The sequence below is a fragment of the Salmonella sp. HY31 genome (assembly GCF_042604575.1).
In the GTDB taxonomy this organism is placed as follows: domain Bacteria; phylum Pseudomonadota; class Gammaproteobacteria; order Enterobacterales; family Enterobacteriaceae; genus Salmonella; species Salmonella diarizonae.
The window spans coordinates 2,870,630-2,888,165 of the sequence record NZ_CP170479.1 but is presented as its reverse complement, the minus strand read 5'-3'; the positions used below and the strand labels follow the sequence as shown (position 1 = coordinate 2,888,165).

Here is a 17,536-nt window from a genome sequence, read left to right as displayed (position 1 = left end):
AAAAAGGACTGTTATGAATAAGCAACAGAAAATTCGCAGTTTTGCGGATTTAGAATATATCACGGGGCGCTGCAAGCGAATTTTGACCCTGTTTAGCGGTGGGTTAGACAGCAGCTACGTGCTCAGCGAATTAGCAAAATACGAGCACTGTGAGATCATAGCCCTCACTATCGATATGGGGGAAGGGGTCGAACGTGAAGACCTGGCGAATATCGCCGGACACTTTGGCGCGCGGTCTATTGTCATTGATGGGCGCGAAATCTTTGCCCGGGAGGCGGTATTGCCAGCCTTGCGCTGTAATGCGCAATACATGGGGCTGTACCCGATCAGTGCCTCTTTGTCCCGGCCGCTGATTTGCCGCATCGCTATTGAGGTCGCGGCGCAGCATGGATGCGATGCCATCATTCATACAGCCAACCAGTCACAAAACAGCCTGCGCCGCCTGAACGGCGCGCTCCGCCAACTGGGTTTTGACGGTTTTTACGGTAGCCCGTACGAATATTCAGCATTGACTCGTCAGGAAAAGCTTGAGGCATTGCAACGCTGTGGCCTGAGTATGTTTGAAGCGCGTGGTACGAGCGGGGATGCCAATCTTTGGTGTCGGGAGTTTGAGTCCGGCTGGCTGGACAATCCGGAAGATTTTCGGGTTCCGGCTGAACTGTTTACCTGGACGGCGCAGCCTATGGGGGAACGAGGGCCAGCCCGAATAGCGGTTCGCTTTGAAGAGGGCGTTCCCGTCTCTGTTGACGGGGTCCGGCTCCCGTTGGTCGAGTTGATTGCTGAGCTGAATCATCGCGTTGGTGCCTACGGAATCGGACGATACTGTGGCCTGGAACATCTGGATGACGGTGAAAAGGTGCTTGAGGTTCGTGAGGCGCCCGCAGCCTGTTTGCTGATGAATGCCTGTCGCCACCTTGAGATGGCGACATTAGATCCTGAGCTCTTACGCGAAAAAATATCGCTCGAGCAGGTATGGGTGAGAGAAGCCATCGAAGGTCGCTGGTTCTCAGGGTTAAAAGTGTCAGTAGAACAGTTTATCAACCAGTATAAAGAAAAAATCACTGGCGACGTGGAATATATTCTACGGGAAGGCGTAGCTGATGCGTGTTCAATACGTGCGCAGCAGCCGCTTTATTTAACTGAACGGGATGAATGGGAAAAGGAAATAGCGGCTATTCGTGGAGCGCGCACGCTAAAAGAGCTGGAAGAGGTTAGCTCTGTTTATCCCCATTCACTGGTTAATCAAAAATAACTCAAACGGATTAATAAAAATGAATATGACTGATGAAGTGAATACCGCTAAATACACGGATATGGCATCTGACCTTACCGACAAATTCTATATTACGGGAAATGTTGATGAAGCCTTTTCTAATACCATCACCCGCACGACGGCGTGGAGAAACTTTGCAAAAAGCTGGTTTGATTTGCAGCAGGACGGGTACATGGCGGACGGGGGGACTTATCGCAGCCGGCGCTACGCCGAGTTTCTCGTCGATCCGGCCCGCCAGAGCGTGGAGGTGCAGCCGCAGGTGCCCTACAGGCAGTCAAAGGCCCTGAATTACCTGAACGGCGATGTTGATCGGCATTACCTGTCCATTGCGCCAGAGACGATTAGCAATGAGGCATTCTGTCATATTTTGCTGGAGTGCGCCCGGATACTGGCGGTAAAGCACCCGGAAACCCTCTGGCGTGCGCGAATATTCCAGAATCGTATTTCTGCCCAGCGTCGTGAACCGGGTTCACCTACGCCAGAGGGTATTCACCGTGACGGTGCAGATTATGTTCTTACCATTCTGAGCGACAGGCAGTCCGTTGTTGGCGGGGAGAGTTCCATGTATAGCGCTGATGGTAACACGCGGTTAAGTTCAATGCTGATGCGCGATCCGGGGGACTTTATCCTTTTAGACGATCGGCAGACCATGCACGGCGTCACGAATATTGAGTGCGAAAAGCAAGCTGACACGGGGTATCGCGATGTCATGGTTGTAATGTACACCGCAGAGTAATATGCGAGAGCGGTCGACAGCCAGTTGCTGTCGGCCGTTCCTGATGCTGTGTGTTTTTTATCGTATGACTGGTCACGGTGACCTGGTAAAACACTCAAGGAATATGATTAATGGAGCCTGTATGATAGATATGCAAGAATTGAGTGCCAGAATGGATGAAATGAAGCGTAACGTGGTTTCCCGTGGTATTCAATGCAATGTGGATGAGATCGTCCTGGCGTATTCGAAATACAAAGCGTGCACGCAGAAACTGGACTCGCTGCGTGCCAGCATGAATCAATTATCCCGTAAAATCGGAACAGACGGCTCTCTGGATCGCGAGGCTATTCAGCAGGCGAGTGCACTTAAAAGATCGATAGTGGATCTTGAGCCTCAGGAGAAGATATATCGGGAGAGTTTCCAGACGGCGATGCTGACTCTACCTAACTGGATCCCCTCAGACAAGCCTCAAGGGTTAAGTGATAATGAGAACGTCGAAATCAAACGTTGGGGGGCGCTGCCAGCAATAGACAATGCCCGGGATCATCTTGAGATCGCGCAGCGGTTAGATCTCATTGATTTCGAGTCAGGAACGAAGGTTGCGGGGAAAAAATTCTATTTCTTAAAAAATGAAGCCGTCATGCTGGATTTGGCCCTGCAAGCCTTTGCTCTAAAGATTGTGCAGAAACACGGTTTCATTCCGCTACAAACCCCTGATTTAGCAAAGAATTCAATTCTGGAAGGGATCGGTTTTTCACCCAGAGGCAATGAAAGCAACATTTATCGGGTTGAGAGTACGGATTTGAGTCTTATTGCCACTGCGGAAATTACTGTAGGGGGGATGCACTCTGATGAAACATTAGCACTGGATAAGCTGCCGTTAAAATATGTTGCCCTGAGCCACTGTTTCCGCACTGAGGCTGGTGCATCGGGGAGGACATCTAAGGGACTGTATCGCGTACACCAGTTCAACAAAGTTGAAATGTTTGTCTTTTGCGCGCCCGAGGATAGCCAGCGTTTGCATGAAGAGATCCTGCAAATTGAAGAAGAGATTTATCAGTTACTCAATCTGCCTTATCGTGTGTTGCGAATCTGCGCTGGAGATCTTGGCGCTCCGGCGTCTAAGAAATATGACATTGAAGCCTGGATGCCTGGTAAAGACGGTGGAGAATATGGCGAGGTCACTTCAGCGAGCAACTGCACTGATTTCCAGGCACGTCGTTTAGGGATTCGATATCAAAATAATGATAAATCGCTGCGGGGATATGTTCATACGCTTAATGGCACTGCTATCGCGACCAGTCGTGTTATATTAGCCATCCTGGAAAACTATCAACAGCCGGATGGTAGTGTGGTCATCCCTCAAGTTCTTCAGGATTATATGGGCCTGGATAGTATTAAACCAAGGTAAACTCTTTATGTTATTGAGGGAGGGCGTATTTGGCCCTTTCTTCATGTTTATAATATTTAAAGAATGATGGTTTATATTTATATAGGTCTGATTGCCGTTATTGAAATAGTACGTGGATAGTAAAGAGTGTAATTATTTGATGTTTTTTGGGAGGCGAGCATGTTTACGAAACAATTTACAAAGTATAGTAGGGGATTTGTACATACCTTACAATGCGGGTTTGTTACTGCTCATCCGGAGGTGAAATACTGCATCGTTGATTTCGATCCTGAACATTATAACGATCGGTTATTTGACAGTTTAGCTATACAGCTACCATTAGCACTGAAGCAATCTTGTATCAAACGAAAGGCTGAATATCTTGCAGTAAGGTATGCGGCTAAAGGCATTCTATCTATGGCTGGCTGCAAACATATTCCTGGAACAGCTATGGATAGAAGTCCAGTCTGGCCAGTTGGTTGGTGTGGCAGTTTGTCACATTCGAATAATTCTGCTATCGCACTTATAGCATCTGAAGCTATAGGCGTTATGCCGGGTGTAGATTTGGAATTTTTAAGAAAAAATGAAATATTAGGAGTAGCGGGTTTATTAGCCAGAGATGAGGAGCTTGCTTTAATAAAACACACTAATATAGATTATGAGAATGGTCTGTACTTATTATTTTCAATTAAAGAGAGTTTATTTAAGTCACTTTATCCTGAACTGGGTGAGAGGAAGGCGGGGTTTAAAGATGTTCGTGTTATTGGTATTGATACAATAAGTGGGGATGTTACCCTTGAATTAACGAAAACGTTATCATTATATTATGTTGAGGGTTTTCAAATAACTGGTAAATATATCATTGATACTAATATGATAATCACGCTGGTGCTATGAATTCATAACTCAAAATATAAAGTAATATTTTCAGACTGCTGACAAAGTGCATTTTGTGAGTTTCGCCCGGCGGCACTACGCTTACACGGGACGACAATGAAACGTGCAACATATTGATATTTTTGCGCAATGTAGGCCGGGTAAGCACAGCGCCACCCGGCAAGAAAGACAGGTCAATTGTTTATGAAAGGGTTTGTCATTAATCTCAGCGCATGTTAATTAATAACATGTGCTCGTAATATGGCGGTGAGGAGGGGATTGACTCGCTTCGCTCGCCCGGCGGGCGGCCTGTTCGCTGCGCGTATAGTCTGTCCAACTGGCTGTCGCCAGTTGTCGTGATCTTACCCAGCAATAGTGGACACGCGACTAAGTGAGTAAACTCTCAAGTAAGAGGTGACTCACATGACAAAACCAGCATCAACCACCAAAAAGCCACGCAAGCAACATACGCCTGAATTTCGCGACGAAGCCCTGAAACTGGCTGAACGTATTGGTGTGGCCGCAGCCGCCCGCGAACTTAGCCTGTATGAATCACAGCTTTATGCGTGGCGCAGCAAGCTGAAGAATGCACATTTCTCTTCCGAGCGTGAGCAGGAAATGGCGGTTGAAATTGCCCGCCTTAAGCGGCAACTGGCGGAGCAGGCTGAGGAGCTGACCATTATCCAAAAAGCCGCGACATACTTCGCGAAGCGCCTGAAATGAAGTATGTCTTCATCGAAAAACATCAGGCTGAATTCAGTATCAAAGCTATGTGCCGTGTACTTCAGGTTGCCAGCACCCGACCGGTCAGCGTATCGCTTTCTTTCTGAAGCACCTTCAGGTCAGCTTCCATCTGTGCGATACGGCGGGATACCTTTTCGGAACGACTGCCGAAGTTCATCCGGCGCAACTTGTCCAGTTGCGCCTGCAGATAGTCGATTTCGCGCTCCCGGTTGCTCAGCTTTTCCTGCAGGGCGTGGATCAACGCTTCCTGTTCAGCCAGGCGCTATTTCAGCAGAAGGATATCGTCAGAAGGGGCGTTGTTCATAAGTCCCTATTTTACCAAGCTTATTCCCCGGGAACCAGGATAAAGAGAGCTACAGTATAGTCAGGGATGTCAACAACCGCCTGGGCTGCCGCCAGTCGATACCTTCCATCAGCATCGCCAGTTGTGCCGGAGTGAGGAACACTTTGCTATCCCGGGCTGATGGCCAGGCGAAGCGACCGCGCTCCAGCCGTTTGGTCAGCAGACACAGTCCGTCACCGGTAGACCACAGCAGTTTGACCAGGCTGCCGCTACGACCCCGGAAGATGAAGACGTGGCCGGACATGGGATCATCTTTTAGCGCAGTCTGCACCTTTGCGGCCAGGCCGTTGAAGCCGTTACGCATATCGGTGATGCCGGCAACCAGCCAGATTTTTGTGCCCGGAGGTAGCGGGATCATCGCTTCAGCTCCTGTATCAACAGAGTCAGGAGATTTTCGCTGACAGCGCCATTCAGACGGAGCGTGCCGTGCCGGAACGTCACCTCACAGCCGATATTGAGGATTTCCACCTCCTCTGCAGACTGATCTGCCTGCACTGCCGGCGGTACGCCGGGGATATCGAGCGTCACAGGAAGTAGCAGCGGAAAGTCTGACGAAGGCAACCGTAACTTTCCCTGTCGCCACTGTTGACGCCATTTGAACAATAGATTAGCGTTGATAGCGTGTTCAAGTGCCAGTCCTGATATGGACACACCCGGTTCACAGGAGGCAGCAACAAGCTGCTGCTTAAATTCGGGAGAATAATGAGGGCAGCCCTTACGCCTGCCAGGAGTTATATTTTTCTGCATATCTGACACTTTGGTTTCCACTATTATTTGGTGGACACCACTTTGTCGAATCCATCAGATTATGACCAGACGGTTCTCGCTGTACGCTTACGCTGAAACTCAGGAAAAGACGATTTCTTTCCGTGTCATGGAAAGGATGATTGCTGTCAGTTCGCTGATAATTTCATGTTATTTTTGGTGTTATTCCCAAAAAGTAGATATCGCGGTGCCACATGGTTACAGATGTACTGTATTCTTGGTTTATTTGCTTTATTCCCCAGAAATCTCCGGCCCGGTACGATTTATAACCATAAGTTGCCTGTAAAAGTGTGGATACCCCGCCATTCCATTCGTACATCCATCCTGTCCGCAATATGGTCTTATCAAATGAATTATCTTCTGTCTCTGCTCTGACGATACTGTATCCCAGACCCGCTGAAATATACTGCCAGGAATCCGGGAAATAAATCAGAGTCTCATTTAACGAATAACTGTACCCGTCAAGATAAGTTTGTTTTTTTATATTAATTTTTACCCGATTTAAAGTCCGAGTATAAACGCCACCTGGGGGTAAGCTGGAGTTGCGTTTCTGCTATAATACCCGCAGTATCTTAATAGGGCTGCAGACCATTATTTGACACACGCCCACCGCCATAATAACTTTTTTTCGTAAAAAGGGATAATCTGAATCATTGTGTTAACGTTCCTGTAACCCAGTCCCACGCCAGTGCTGCCACTGAGTTCATCATAAGAATGGTTATTCCAGTATGTTTTCCCTGATACGGTCAGTCGGGTGACACCGAAAAGATTATCCGGAAGAGAAAGGGTTTTTTCTGCCTCGCCCCAGTACAGCAGCCCCTTACCCGACTGTGGTTTTCCAGGTCTCCATTTTCCGATAGTTCGTCCGGAGGGGGGGACATTGTTAATGTTTTTTTCATTCAGATAAGTAAAACCACCACGAAATGACCAGTGATCAGTTTTCTGTATTCTGGCAATGAACCGGTCAATGAGGCCGGCCGTATCCTGAGACAACGCTTCACTGCGTAATTTTCTCAGTTGCTCTTTGACCGAAAGAATGTCTTTGTTCAGATATAATACTGTGGCCAGCTGTAACCTTGCACTGTACCAGTCAGGTCTGGCTGAAATTATCTTTCTGTAATGCCGTATTGATTCAGAATAGTTTTTCTTCCGACGTTCAAGAATGGCATCAGCCCATTCGAGAAAAAGAGGGTCGATATTCTTAAGGCATTGTTCACAATATTGCAGAGTATTCTCCACACCATCAGAATCATTGTTCACTAAATACCCGACGGATGAATCAGTGTTGAAACTGCTGTACCTTGCGCTGCACAATATCTCAGCAAAATGGACGATGCCGATCCAGAACTGGAAACCCGCAATGAGCTAGTTTATGCTGATGTATGGAGAGCGGGTACCCCAGTGATGCTGTGGCCATTTACACAGAAAATTTTACAGTCTCCCATCTGTTATTTTTACCCGCTTATTCCCTGTGTCTGAACAAAATAGAATATCTCTGGAAAGTGTTACACGAACATGTGACCCGAAGTCATCAGTGTCGGTTCATGTGGCAACTGCTTGAGCAGGTAAGGAATTTTCTGGACGCGGCTTCCCCGTCTGGTCGCCGGGCCTAAAGTGGAGCACAAATTTGAAACGTTATTTACATCTGGTTCAGCGCTTTTACTGCAGGCTCACTGTCAAGACGACCATATCCCGCCAGTTTTCTGACCACTGAGCCATTTTTTTGCTCTATCCATGACTGATCGTTTTTCCAGTATGGTCGGGAAGCGGGGATGGCAGGCTCTTTTGAACTTTATCAACGGCCCGTATGATCAACTCAGCGTTACGTGCCGACAGCACCACACATTCAGTCCATTCGCTGGCGATATCGGTTAGCGATAGCGTCCACAAAAAGGTGCCAGAGAGATGTCGGCCACAGTGTGCCACCAGATCCATTTCCATAAATCCCGGAGAATGTCGCTCATGCTCGGTGAACATCCTGACCGGGATACTTTTACTGACACGGTTAACCGCCCGGTTACGCTTTTTACCGGCAGTGGTATGTGCTTCTTTCAACAGGCGATCGATGGACTATACACTGACTTTCAGAAACTGCTCGCGAAGTGCCGGATTCAGACTGAGATGCCCGTGTTTCTCCATCGCTGGAATAAGCTGGGGCAGTAATGCCCTGAGACGCTTACCGCACAACCGATCTGAAGCTTCCCAGAGAACGATCAGAGCCTGCTGAACAGCTGCGCCATAAACCGAGCCGGGGCTGAGCGACGCCGGTGATTACCGCTGGTGATGGCACCGTTCAGCAACCGGATTGCTGATTTACGATGGTACCCACTGATCAGTATGAACTCTTCCAGTATCCGGGTTTTCTCGGCTTTACTGGTTGCCTGATATCGCGTTTTCAGCGCCCGCAGAAGCTGACGACGGGTATCCATAGGCAACAATACATTGTTCACAGGTACACCTTTGACTGATTATTTATCACACAACCAAAGTAACAATTTTGGTGAGGCAACAGTGCGCGTTGGGTAACAAAAATGCTGAGTCAATGCGCCGGACGGAGTTATTGTCGTCTCATAATTGTGGCATCACTCATATGGTCACAATAATATTAGCCGGTATCGTTTGATGTGGTATACATAAAGCATACCGTCATACATTTGGGTGGTAATATCCATTTTCAGATATATTTTAACTTTACTGACAGTTCCTGACAGGCTTCCAGAACCAGGGAGGAATAGTACGGAATTCTTTCCTTAGGCAACTGAACCTCAACACCACTGACACTGATTGCGGCCACAGCCTCCTGCGCCCGGTTAAAGACTGGCGCGGCAATGCAGTAAATTCCCGGTGAATCCTCCGCATTATCAAAAGCCCATCCCTGCTCACGAATATGCGCGAATTCCTGCATCAGCTCAGATTTACAGGTGATAGTGGTATCCGTATAGCGCGGCAAGGTTTCATCCGGTAACAGCGTATCAATGGTCTCCGGCGGCAGCCACGCGCACAGAGCCTTACCTACCCCAGAACTGTGGAGTGGCAGTTTCTTGCCCACCCATGTCTTTATCCCTATTGGCTGGGCGCTTTCAAGCTTCAGGATATAAATGGGCGCAACTTCATCAAGGATCCCCAGGTGGCAAATAAGGTCTGTACTGTCCCTCAGTTTCTCCAGCACCGGCCTGGCAACCTTACTGATGTCGAACTGTTCCAGGGAACGGTTTCCCCATTCGTACAGCTTCAGTCCCAGGAAAAATCTACCTCTCTCCTGGCGTAAAAAGTGATGCTCAACCAGTGCTGTCAGTAAAGATGAAGTACTGCTTTTGGGCAGCCCCAGATCCTGCTGGATCTGACTGAAGGTGGCACCCGGGGAGTTAAAAAGATAATTGCAAATCCGGACAGTTTTATCGAGTGCAGGTACGGATGTTTTACTGGTTTGATTATTCATAGAGGAAAATGTTCTTTAATTCATAGCCATAAGTAGTGTACTCGGTCATTTATGGAGCACAGAACCGCCTTCTTCTGGTGTTATACATCATTTCCGGTTACGGGTATCCCGCTATAAATCTGACATAACTCACAGATATCAGCTCTCGTTGTAAAACCCTTTGACTACCGGAATCGAATTCTGATGCACTGATTTCAATGAGTGGAACTTAAGTTCCATATATTGAACTAGATGAGGGTAGTATGTCAACGAAATTCAGGGGTATCTTCCCTCCGGTTCCCTCCATTGTCGATGAACAGGGGGAACTGGATAAAGCAGGTATGGCCCGTATGCTTGATCATGTTATTGAAAGTGGCGCGGACGGAATGCTGATCCTGGGCAGTGGAGGCGAGTTCTCACAGTTTTCTTCCCTGCAGCGAAAAGAGATAGCGGCATTCTGCCTGCATCATGTGGACAGCAGAGTACCGGTTCTGGTGGGTATTGCCTGTACAGGGACTGCAGAGACCATTGAACTGGGCCGTCATGCGCAGGAGCACGGTGCGGATGGCGTGCTGGTTGTAAACCCGTACTATGTAAAACTCAGCGATGACGCCAGGTTCATGCATTACAAAAATATTGCTGACGCGCTCGATACGCCGGTATTTCTCTATAACTTCCCTGACCTGACAGGCCAGGATATTGGCCTGGATGTCATTACCCGGCTGGCCAGAGAAGTACCGAACATCGTGGGCATCAAGGACACGATCGATAATATCAGCCATACCCGGGAGATCATCAACCGTGTGCATACTTTTCGCCCGGACTTCATTGTCTTCAGTGGATATGACGAATATATGCTGGATACCCTGCTGCTGGGTGGCCACGGCGGCATTCCGGCCACCTTCAACTTTGCGCCGGATATCACCAGAGGTATTTATCAGGCTTTTCAGGATAACGACCTGGAGCAGGCCCGTTATTTTCAGCAGCAACTGGCCAAACTTTCTCCACTGTACGCGCTGGAGCAGCCTTTCTTTGGTGTGATAAAGACCGCCATCAGACTGTGTGGGCTTGACATATCTCCCGCCGTTGTGGCGCCAGCACTGCCGCTCAGTGATGAAAAAACTGCTCAGGTGAAAGCCATTCTGGCAAGTATTCACCAGTAATCATGGGGGTCGAAAGATGAATAACAGTCCGGTACTCAAACTAAACGCAGCGGATGATGTTGTGATTGCCCGACAGGACCTTCCTGCAGGAAGCAGGCTGGAAGCTGAGGGTCTGGAAACGTGCGATCTCATTCCGGCTGGCCACAAAATTGCACTTCATGATATATCAGCCGGCAGCGTGGTAAAGCGCTATGGACAGATTATTGGCTTTGCCACTCGTGACATCCGGCAGGGTGAACATATTCATGTGCACAATCTCGGTATGGGCAATTTTGAGCGGGACTATGCCTGGGGAGCGGACAGTCGTCCTCCGGAACGGGAAGCGCATCAGGATACCTTTATGGGGATCCGCAGAGCAGACGGTCGGGTGGCAACCCGCAATTTTATCGGTGTACTCAGTTCGGTGAACTGCAGCGCGACGGTCGTCAGGGCAATTGAAGATCATTTCCGTGCCCGTGGTCTCAGTGATTTCCCGAATGTGGATGGCATTGTGGCCCTGCCACAAAGTTTTGGCTGTGCCTTCGGATCTGACAGCGAAATGATGACAGTCATGCGCCGGACGATTGCGGGCTATTCCACCCACGTAAACTTTGCCGGGATAGTGATCGTGGGACTGGGGTGCGAATCCTTTCAGATAAAGGACATGATGAATGTCCATAAACTGAGTGAAGGCGCAATGTTCCATACCCTGACCATTCAGGAAAGTGGGGGAACCCGTAATGCTATCCAAAAAGGTATCTCCCTGATCCACGACATGTTACCGGAGGCTAACCGGGTTAAACGCGAGCCGGTACCGGTTTCGGAAATCATTCTTGCCCTCGAATGTGGTGGCTCTGACAGCTACTCCGGAATCTCTGCAAATCCGGCACTCGGGTACGCAGTGGACCGGCTGGTTCGCCAGGGGGGAACCGCAATACTGTCAGAGACCTCTGAAATTTACGGCGCTGAACATCTCCTGACGCGCCGGGCCATCAGCCGGGAAGTGGGGGAAAAACTGATCCGCCGGATTAAGTGGTGGGAGGACTACTGTGAACGAACGGGGAGTGAAATGAATAACAACCCGTCAGCAGGGAACAAAGCGGGCGGTCTGACGACGGTACTGGAGAAATCACTGGGGGGTATCGCCAAAGCCGGTACGACCAGCCTGATGGAAGTCTACGAGTATGCCGAACCGGTCACTGCGAAAGGCGTTGTCTTTATGGACACCCCCGGGTACGACCCGATGGCTGTCACCGGGCAAATCGCCGGCGGGGCAAATCTTGTGTGTTTTACCACCGGCCGGGGATCAGCCTTCGGCTCTAAACCGACACCCTGTCTGAAAATTGCGACCAACAATACTCTGTGGCGCCGTCAGCAGGATGATATGGATGTGAACTGCGGCACCATTGTGGAAGGCGAGGAAACAATTGAACAGGCCGGGGAGCGAATTTATCAGAGACTTATCGAGATGGCCTCGGGTGCCCGGACGCGAAGTGAAGAACTTGGTTATGGCAGCCAGGAATTTGTCCCCTGGATAATGAACGCAATTATGTAATAACCGTTGACCTGGCATGTCAGGAAACGCAACACGAAATTTTGTAAAACACAGAGGTGAATAATGGAACGTAAACCTGTTCTGGGGATATTTCTGGGTGAAGCAGCCGGGATCGGTCCTGAGCTGATTGCTAAAGTGGTGGCTGATGGTACCGTTTATAAGTACTGCCGACCGATCCTGATTGGCGACGCACGGGTTATGGCGCTTGGTCAAAAAATTGCCGGCGTGGATTTTCAGTGGGATGTCATCAGCGATCCGTCTGATGCGGACTGGAATACCGGGAATATTCCGCTGCTGGATTTGAAAAACTTTAATCCTGAAAATCTGGTCATGGGCACCATTGATACCTGCTCCGGGCACGCAACGGGCGAGTCACTGGTGACCTGCATGTCATTACTTAAAACCGGAAAGATTGACGGTTTTGTCTTCGCCCCCCTGAATAAAGAAGCGTTCAAGAAAGGCGGCTGGGATATTGAGGACGAACATTATCTCTTCGCTGAACAACTGGGATGTCTGGACAGACCGCGTGGATTGCTGAACGTGCTCGATGACCTCTGGGTATTTCGTGTGACCGGGCACATCCCATTTAAAGATATTGCCAGCCATATTACACCTGAAAATGTCAGCCGTTCGGTTCAGTTATGCTATGACACATTACGTATGGCGACCATTGAAAACCCACGAATTGCAGTAGCAGCCCTGAATCCCCATGCCGGCGATGGCGGCACCTGTGGCAAGGAAGAGATTGACGTTCTTATCCCGGTCATTGAAAGCTTCCGCGAGAAAGGGATGGATATGTACGGCCCGGTACCGGGTGATACTGTTTTTATTCATGCGTTTAATCATGAATACGATGCGGTTGTGACCCTGTTCCATGACCAGGGGCAGATTGCCACCAAGCTCCATGCTTTTGACGTGGGGATCACGGTGGCAGCAGGATTACCGTATGCAATCACAACGCCGGAACACGGTACTGCATTTGATATTGCAGGCAAGGGCGTGGCCAAAACACTGGCAACAGAACGCGCTATTGCTGTTGCAGCCAGAATGGCGTCCACAACACATAAATAAAAATAGGTGATACTTTCTGTGAGCTGAAAAAGGAATAAAAGAAATCATCATTGAATATAAATATTAAATATATCATGCATAACTAAACACCCATTAAAAATTGAAAATTAATTAAATTCTCATTAGTTAATTTGAGGGGGGCAGCCATGTCATTCAGTGATAAATTAATAAACTCTGTTTCTTCGAGCAATATCCAAAAGCCAACTAATATCCGATGGCGAATATTTTTCGTTCTTTTCCTTCTTGTTGTTGTCAGTATGATTGACCGTGCTTCAATATCAATAGCGATGCCGACGATTGCTAAAGACCTGGGTCTGAGTGATACCATGCAGGGGCTGATCCTGAGTGGTTTTTTCTGGACTTATGCCTGTATGCAGATCCCTGGAGGATTCCTGGCGGATAAGTTTGGCGCAAGGGTTATACTGACTTTATCTGCAGTCCTCTGGGGTATTGCAGAAGCCCTGTTAGGGCTTTGTCCAACAGGCTTTGCTTTACTTGCTGCTAACCTTTTACTCGGTGCAAGTGAAGCGCCTGTGTTTCCCTCCGGCGCCAGACTGAATGCTATCTGGTTAAACAAGAATGAAAGAGCGCGTGGGGCCACGCTAATGGACGCCGGTGGTCCGTTTGGTGCCGCAATTGGTGGAATATTAGTAGCCGAAATGATTCTGTATTTTTCATCATGGCGGATTACTTTTATTATCTGTGGTGTAGCTGCAGTTATTCTTGGACTGATAGCCTACTGGATTATTCGTGACAAACCCGAAGACTCACCTAAAGTAAATGACGGTGAACTGGAAATTATTAATCTTGATCGAACTGAAAATGAAGTTGTTGAAGAAAATAAGGAACCATTGCTAAAAATTATTCCGCTGCGTTCCTTCACAGGTATGCTTCTGGGTCGTTGTTCATGGGCAATGTGTTTCTTTGGGTTGTTAACATGGGGACCTGGATATCTGACACGAGCATTAAATCTGGATTTGAAATCCGTTGGGTTCGCTACGATGATAATTTTCTGTGCAGGGGGATGTGGTAGCCTTTGTGGTGGCTGGCTTGCGGATAAATTATCAAGCAAAGGTTTAGGTCGGGGTCGGTCCTGCAAATTATTACTGACAATCTCAGGCGTTTGTACACTCTTTGCATTTGCGGTATTACCTAGCATCCCGGATGTCAAAACATCCATTATTCTTCTGTCCTGCGCTGCATTTGTATTAATGTGGGGGAGTATGTACTGGACATTTCCTCCATTGCTGGCTCCACGCTCCCGGGTAGCAACAGTGGGTGGTATGATGAATATGGCTGGTAGCGTTGGTGGGATCTGTATTCCATTAATAGTTGGTCTTATTTTAGACCTGACAGGTTCATTTGACCCGGTACTCTACTTCTTCGCAGGTTGTGCTGTAATATTCATTATTATGACAAATATTATTGACTTACGTCATGTACGCTAGGAGATAAAGATGAATACTGAAAAATTGAAATTATATGATGGTCCGGTTATTGACGCCCATCATCATTTCTGGGACCCAATTGAAAATGACCATCCGTGGCTGAAGCCTGATGTGTTGATCCCTTTTCGATATGGTGATTATACAGCCATTAAGAAAAAGTATTACCCGGAAGATTATTTCCTGGATGTCGGGAATATTAATGTTGTGGAAACCTGCTATATGGAAACAGAATGGGACCCAACAGACCCCTGTGGTGAAAGTGATTTTATTACCTCGGTGGCCAAAAAGACGGGGTATCCGAATGCTGTTGTCGGTCAGGCCTGGTTACACCATGATGACATAGAGTCCGTATTGAAAATGCAAAGTACATACGAACTCATGCGCAGCATCAGGCATAAACCGGAGGGACCTGACAAACCTGAAGATGTAGGGCAGTACACCACCCTGATGAGTAATGAAAAATGGCGATATGGTTATTCATTACTTGCAAAATATAATCTGATGTTTGATCTACAGACTCCGTGGTGGAATTTACATGAAGCGGTTAAACTGGCCAATGATTTCCCGGATACGATGATAATCCTGAACCATACGGGACTACCCGCCCAGCGTTCTGTTGAAGGACTTGCCGGATGGCATTCATCAATGGCAGCTTTAGCCGAGTGCGAAAATGTTGTGGTGAAAGTGTCAGGTATTGGTTTAAAGGGTATCCCGTGGTCGGTGGAAAATAACCTGTGGATTATCTCTGAAGTTATATCAATGTTTGGCCCAGACAGAATCATGTTTGCAAGTAATTTCCCTGTGGATAGTCTTTGCGGTAGTTTCAGTGACATATTTCATGGATTTATGACGGTATGTGAAATGAAAGGATATTCTCATGCAGCACAACGGAAAATGTTTCATGATAACTGTAAACGAATTTACAGGACCATACCGCCACATGAGATAAAAGAAGACAATAGTTAACTACAATATAATTATACGACACATCAACGAAACCATACATACTGAGATAGTATATCGCTGGTCAGTGATGTCTTTTTCTGAATTTCGGTTATTATCAGGAACAGAGAGTACCTGAAAGCAGCTTTATGCCAGTAATCGTTGGCGACGGGCTCAATTACAGAGCATATGGATGTGAATAATTTTTGCAGCCACAGGTAAAAAAATTGGAGTGACCACGCTCCGGTAGACAGTTTCTGTCCTCACGGTGAGGCCTTTTCGAAGGCCTCTGGGCTGACGCCACCGAGGTGGCTGTGGCGTCGGGTACGGTTGTAGAACACTTCAATGTAATCGAAGATATCCGCCCGGGCTATGTCCCGGGTTTTATATATCCGCTTCCTGATGCGCTCTTTTTTGAGTGAACTGAAGAACGATTCTGCCACTGCATTATCCCAGCAGTTGCCACGACGGCTCATGCTCGGTGCCAGATTATTGGCCCGACAGAACCGCTGCCAGTCATCACTGCCATACTGACTGCCCTGATCGCTGTGCACAATGACGTTTTCTGCAGGTTTACGCCGCCAGACCGCCATCAGCAGCGCATCCAGTGCCAGCTCGCGCGACAGTGTCGGTTTCATCGACCAGCCCACCACATTACGGGCAAAAAGATCGATAACCACTGCCAGATACAGCCAGCCCTGCCAGGTGCGGATGTAGGTGATGTCGGTTACCCGCACCTGATTGGGCTTCACAACAGTAAATTCACGCTGCACGCGATTGGGCGCTATCACGGACGGTCTTCCCCGGGTTCCGCGTGGCACTTTATAACCATGTATGGCCTGTATCCTGTTTTTCCTCATGATTTTGGCAACCCGGTTTCTGTTGCACGCTTCACCAATTTCACGAAGATCGCCATGGACTCTGCGATAACCGTAAACTCCGCCACTCAGCGTATAAGAGTCGCGGATGAGTTCCAGCAGCCGCTGGTTATCCTTTTCTCCGGCGGATACTGGGTTATGGAGCCAGACATAAAATCCGGCACGGGCAACCTTAAGGACCCGACACATTGTAACGATCGACCAGATTTCACGGTGATCGTTGATAAAGCGATACTTCAGTCGGGCTCCCTTGCAAAGTACCGCGCTGCCTTTTTCAGAATATCCCGCTCTTCCTCAGTGCGTTTAAGCTGTGCTTTCAGCCTGAGAATTTCTGTTCTGGCATCCAGTAAATCCTGTGCCTGCTGTCCACTGTTGTCAGGCTTAACAGCACGGAGCCATTTATATAGGCTGTGCGCCGACACGCCGAGCCGTTCAGATACTTCAGCAATAGAATAGCCCCGCTCGGTGATCTGGCGGACAGCCTCTTCCTTAAATTCAGGTGTAAAACGTGGTGTGCCCATAGACTCCTCCTATGCTCAAACTATAGGGCAGATTTGTCTACGGGCTCGGGGGCACTCCACCGCTTAACATGAACTGTCCAACTTTATGGGGTCAGTCCAATTTGTGGTGCGATCGTTTATCCGGACTATTTTACCTTTTGGTTTTCAGGCCTTTTCGGGCAGGTCAGTTACCCTTATGAACCCTTACCTTTGGCCTTTTTAGGTCCCTTTGTTTCACACTACATTATGATGGCCAGGTTCCTGGGTCGGGTCATTAAATCTATTGCTATCAACATGAATGTACCTTTTACGATAAATATTATGAATGGAAGTGTTGACCATGATAGTTTACGCCAAGGCGATACCATCCAGACTATATTTATTAATCTATTCTGCCTGCCCATAAACAGGACATTTTACGTCACCTTAGCTATCAGAACTCCTCCTATAAAACGTTTAACCAGCCTGATAACCTT

At 48.1% G+C, this 17,536-nt stretch carries 17 protein-coding genes and 3 pseudogenes; 11 read left to right on the top strand and 9 right to left on the bottom strand.

The window, feature by feature from the left end; translation table 11 throughout:
• The first annotated feature begins 13 nt into the window (after window positions 1-13).
• The 5 genes and pseudogenes from tniG to ACE15A_RS13830 form a co-directional block, all read left to right on the top strand.
• Complete coding sequence (gene tniG, locus ACE15A_RS13850) at window positions 14-1,252, top strand: argininosuccinate synthase-related protein (RefSeq protein WP_053510672.1); 1,239 nt, start codon at window positions 14-16, stop codon at window positions 1,250-1,252.
• 19 nt (window positions 1,253-1,271) lie between these two features.
• Window positions 1,272-2,009: a 2OG-Fe dioxygenase family protein gene (gene tniD / locus ACE15A_RS13845; RefSeq protein ID WP_053510669.1), complete on the top strand. Its 738-nt coding sequence runs from the start codon at window positions 1,272-1,274 to the stop codon at window positions 2,007-2,009.
• Between the two features lie 121 nt (window positions 2,010-2,130).
• A complete protein-coding gene (tniS, locus tag ACE15A_RS13840) occupies window positions 2,131-3,399 on the top strand; it encodes a serine--tRNA ligase (protein WP_137330527.1) in 1,269 nt (422 codons plus the stop codon).
• A gap of 159 nt (window positions 3,400-3,558) precedes the next feature.
• Window positions 3,559-4,275 carry a 4'-phosphopantetheinyl transferase gene (tniP, locus tag ACE15A_RS13835; RefSeq protein ID WP_023246651.1) on the top strand — a complete coding sequence of 239 codons (717 nt, stop codon included), beginning with the start codon at window positions 3,559-3,561 and terminating at the stop codon, window positions 4,273-4,275.
• A 402-nt stretch (window positions 4,276-4,677) separates the two neighbouring features.
• Window positions 4,678-5,048, top strand: a pseudogene (locus ACE15A_RS13830) (transposase); the annotation flags it as partial.
• A gap of 2 nt (window positions 5,049-5,050) precedes the next feature.
• Here the strand turns inward: ACE15A_RS13830 and ACE15A_RS13825 are convergent.
• The 5 genes and pseudogenes from ACE15A_RS13825 to ACE15A_RS13805 form a co-directional block, all read right to left on the bottom strand.
• Window positions 5,051-5,257 (bottom strand): annotated as a pseudogene (locus tag ACE15A_RS13825) (IS66 family transposase); the annotation flags it as partial.
• Window positions 5,258-5,351: 94 nt separating this feature from the next.
• Complete coding sequence (gene tnpB / locus ACE15A_RS13820) at window positions 5,352-5,699, bottom strand: IS66 family insertion sequence element accessory protein TnpB (protein WP_023246648.1); 348 nt, start codon at window positions 5,697-5,699, stop codon at window positions 5,352-5,354.
• On the bottom strand, window positions 5,696-5,992 hold the full coding sequence (locus tag ACE15A_RS13815) for a transposase (RefSeq protein WP_241489904.1): 297 nt from the start codon (window positions 5,990-5,992) through the stop codon (window positions 5,696-5,698). The genes tnpB and ACE15A_RS13815 overlap by 4 nt, the downstream gene beginning before the upstream one ends.
• Before the next feature lie 259 nt (window positions 5,993-6,251).
• Complete coding sequence (locus ACE15A_RS13810) at window positions 6,252-6,590, bottom strand: surface lipoprotein assembly modifier (RefSeq protein ID WP_380913891.1); 339 nt, start codon at window positions 6,588-6,590, stop codon at window positions 6,252-6,254.
• 107 nt (window positions 6,591-6,697) lie between these two features.
• Entirely contained in the window at window positions 6,698-7,366 is a 669-nt protein-coding gene (locus ACE15A_RS13805; RefSeq protein WP_053510662.1) for a surface lipoprotein assembly modifier, read from the bottom strand.
• Between the two features lie 185 nt (window positions 7,367-7,551).
• On the opposite strand from ACE15A_RS13805, the pseudogene ACE15A_RS13800 reads away from it, so the two are divergent.
• Window positions 7,552-7,719, top strand: a pseudogene (locus ACE15A_RS13800) (IS630 family transposase); the annotation flags it as partial.
• A 115-nt stretch (window positions 7,720-7,834) separates the two neighbouring features.
• Here ACE15A_RS13800 and ACE15A_RS13795 read toward each other — a convergent pair.
• From ACE15A_RS13795 to ACE15A_RS13785, 3 genes are all read right to left on the bottom strand, one after another.
• A complete protein-coding gene (locus tag ACE15A_RS13795; protein WP_129382447.1) occupies window positions 7,835-8,161 on the bottom strand; it encodes a hypothetical protein in 327 nt (108 codons plus the stop codon).
• Window positions 8,162-8,319: 158 nt separating this feature from the next.
• On the bottom strand, window positions 8,320-8,556 hold the full coding sequence (locus ACE15A_RS13790; protein ID WP_129382446.1) for a hypothetical protein: 237 nt from the start codon (window positions 8,554-8,556) through the stop codon (window positions 8,320-8,322).
• 224 nt (window positions 8,557-8,780) lie between these two features.
• Window positions 8,781-9,545 carry an IclR family transcriptional regulator gene (locus ACE15A_RS13785; RefSeq protein WP_023247003.1) on the bottom strand — a complete coding sequence of 255 codons (765 nt, stop codon included), beginning with the start codon at window positions 9,543-9,545 and terminating at the stop codon, window positions 8,781-8,783.
• A 242-nt stretch (window positions 9,546-9,787) separates the two neighbouring features.
• Between ACE15A_RS13785 and ACE15A_RS13780 the strand changes: the two genes are divergently transcribed.
• The 5 genes from ACE15A_RS13780 (at window position 9,788) to ACE15A_RS13760 (ending at window position 15,706) form a co-directional block, all read left to right on the top strand.
• Entirely contained in the window at window positions 9,788-10,687 is a 900-nt protein-coding gene (locus ACE15A_RS13780) for a dihydrodipicolinate synthase family protein (protein WP_064055838.1), read from the top strand.
• 16 nt (window positions 10,688-10,703) lie between these two features.
• The gene (locus ACE15A_RS13775) at window positions 10,704-12,221 is read left to right on the top strand and encodes a UxaA family hydrolase (protein WP_053510655.1); all 1,518 of its coding nucleotides are present in this window, start codon (window positions 10,704-10,706) and stop codon (window positions 12,219-12,221) included.
• 63 nt (window positions 12,222-12,284) lie between these two features.
• Window positions 12,285-13,292: a PdxA family protein gene (locus tag ACE15A_RS13770; protein ID WP_023247000.1), complete on the top strand. Its 1,008-nt coding sequence runs from the start codon at window positions 12,285-12,287 to the stop codon at window positions 13,290-13,292.
• 146 nt (window positions 13,293-13,438) lie between these two features.
• Window positions 13,439-14,740, top strand: a complete 1,302-nt coding sequence (locus ACE15A_RS13765) for an MFS transporter (RefSeq protein ID WP_053510653.1) — start codon at window positions 13,439-13,441, stop codon at window positions 14,738-14,740.
• A gap of 9 nt (window positions 14,741-14,749) precedes the next feature.
• A complete protein-coding gene (locus tag ACE15A_RS13760; RefSeq protein WP_023246998.1) occupies window positions 14,750-15,706 on the top strand; it encodes an amidohydrolase in 957 nt (318 codons plus the stop codon).
• A 239-nt stretch (window positions 15,707-15,945) separates the two neighbouring features.
• On the opposite strand, the gene ACE15A_RS13755 is transcribed toward ACE15A_RS13760, so the two are convergent.
• Window positions 15,946-17,081 (bottom strand): IS3 family transposase gene (locus ACE15A_RS13755; protein WP_206541419.1). Its coding sequence is split into 2 segments (ribosomal slippage): window positions 15,946-16,835 and window positions 16,835-17,081, totalling 1,137 coding nucleotides; the frame shifts between segments, so codons are not numbered across the junction.
• Window positions 17,082-17,536 lie beyond the last annotated feature (455 nt).

What these genes read in the sequence shown, in the direction of transcription:
- ACE15A_RS13780 (WP_064055838.1), top strand. Translation starts at nt 9,788, where the DNA reads ATGTCAACGAAATTCAGGGGTATCTTCCCTCCGGTTCCCTCCATTGTC.
- tniP (WP_023246651.1), top strand. Translation starts at nt 3,559, where the DNA reads ATGTTTACGAAACAATTTACAAAGTATAGTAGGGGATTTGTACATACC.
- ACE15A_RS13785 (WP_023247003.1), bottom strand. Translation starts at nt 9,545, where the DNA reads ATGAATAATCAAACCAGTAAAACATCCGTACCTGCACTCGATAAAACT.
- tniG (WP_053510672.1), top strand. Translation starts at nt 14, where the DNA reads ATGAATAAGCAACAGAAAATTCGCAGTTTTGCGGATTTAGAATATATC.
- ACE15A_RS13765 (WP_053510653.1), top strand. Translation starts at nt 13,439, where the DNA reads ATGTCATTCAGTGATAAATTAATAAACTCTGTTTCTTCGAGCAATATC.
- tniD (WP_053510669.1), top strand. Translation starts at nt 1,272, where the DNA reads ATGAATATGACTGATGAAGTGAATACCGCTAAATACACGGATATGGCA.
- tniS (WP_137330527.1), top strand. Translation starts at nt 2,131, where the DNA reads ATGATAGATATGCAAGAATTGAGTGCCAGAATGGATGAAATGAAGCGT.
- ACE15A_RS13760 (WP_023246998.1), top strand. Translation starts at nt 14,750, where the DNA reads ATGAATACTGAAAAATTGAAATTATATGATGGTCCGGTTATTGACGCC.
- ACE15A_RS13775 (WP_053510655.1), top strand. Translation starts at nt 10,704, where the DNA reads ATGAATAACAGTCCGGTACTCAAACTAAACGCAGCGGATGATGTTGTG.
- ACE15A_RS13770 (WP_023247000.1), top strand. Translation starts at nt 12,285, where the DNA reads ATGGAACGTAAACCTGTTCTGGGGATATTTCTGGGTGAAGCAGCCGGG.
- tnpB (WP_023246648.1), bottom strand. Translation starts at nt 5,699, where the DNA reads ATGATCCCGCTACCTCCGGGCACAAAAATCTGGCTGGTTGCCGGCATC.